The sequence below is a fragment of the Stenotrophomonas sp. Ste96 genome (assembly GCF_024519495.1).
Classification (GTDB): Bacteria; Pseudomonadota; Gammaproteobacteria; order Xanthomonadales; family Xanthomonadaceae; genus Stenotrophomonas; species Stenotrophomonas bentonitica_A.
Window position 1 is genome coordinate 1 of record NZ_JALJRX010000030.1, and the last position, 1,271, is coordinate 1,271.

Here is a 1,271-nt window from a genome sequence, read left to right on the forward strand (position 1 = left end):
CGCCATGCACTTCGTCCAGACCCAGCTCCGTGGCCACGGCCCGCGCGGTGGTGAGCCCGTCGCCGGTGGCCATGATGATGCGCAGCCCGGCAGCGTGCAGCTCATCAATGGCGGCCGCGGCTGATGCCTTGATCGGGTCGGCGACCGCGATCAGGCCCGCCAAGCGACCATCTACGGCGAGGAACATGGCGCTCGCGCCCTCGCGACGCAGACGCTCGGCCACGTCGACATGCGCACCGGGGTTGGCTCCCAGATCCTCCATGAGTGCGGTATTGCCCAGCGCCAATTCGTGGCCCGCCACGGTCCCGCGCACCCCCATGCCGGTCACCGAGTCGAAGCCCTCCACGCGGTCGAACTCGAACTTACGGCGCCGGGCCTCGGCGACGATGGCGTCCGCCAACGGGTGCTCACTTCCCTGGTCCAAGCTGGCCGCCAGGTGCAGCACCCGGTCTGCATCGAAGCCCTCGAAGGCCACGACTTCCTTGAAAGCCGGGCGCCCTTCGGTGAGCGTGCCGGTCTTGTCGACGATCAGGGTGTCGATGCGGCGCATATGCTCGATGGCCTCGGCATCGCGGAACAGTACGCCCACCTGTGCCGCCTTGCCGGTGGCAACCATGATCGACATCGGCGTGGCCAGACCCAACGCGCAGGGGCAGGCGATGATCAGCACCGAAACCGCGTTCAGCACCGCGTAGGTCCAGGCCGGGTCCGGGCCGAAGACGCCCCAGATGAAGAACGTGGCCACGGCGATCGCCAGCACCGCGAGCACAAACCAGTAGGCGACAGTGTCGGCCATCCGCTGCATCGGCGCACGGGAGCGCTGGGCCTGCGCAACCAGCTGCACGATCTGCGAGAGAACGGTATCGGAACCCACCTTGGCGGCACGGATCACGAGTGCACCGGTGCCGTTCTGGGTCGCACCGATGACCTGGTCGCCCGCGGTCTTCTCGACCGGGATCGGTTCGCCCGTGAGCATCGACTCGTCGACGCTGGAGCGGCCTTCCACCACTTCGCCATCCACCGGCACCTTCTCGCCGGGGCGCACGCGCAGGTGGTCGCCGACATGCACGTGGGTCAGCGGGATGTCCTCCTCGGTGCCGTCGGCATTGACGCGCCGGGCTTCCTTTGGGGCCAAGCCAAGCAGGCCCTTGATCGCCGCGGACGTTTTTGAACGTGCCCGCAGCTCCAGCATCTGGCCAAGCAGCGTCAGCGACAGGATCACCGCCGCCGCCTCGTAATACACACCGACGCGCCCATGCTCGGTAAACGAC

Annotated in this window: 1 protein-coding gene; it reads right to left on the reverse strand. The window is 67.9% G+C overall.

The genetic code is table 11. From position 1 onward, the window contains the following. A partial coding sequence (locus OC373_RS18655) for a heavy metal translocating P-type ATPase (RefSeq protein ID WP_261998271.1) occupies positions 1 to 1,271 on the reverse strand: 1,271 nt, incomplete at both ends.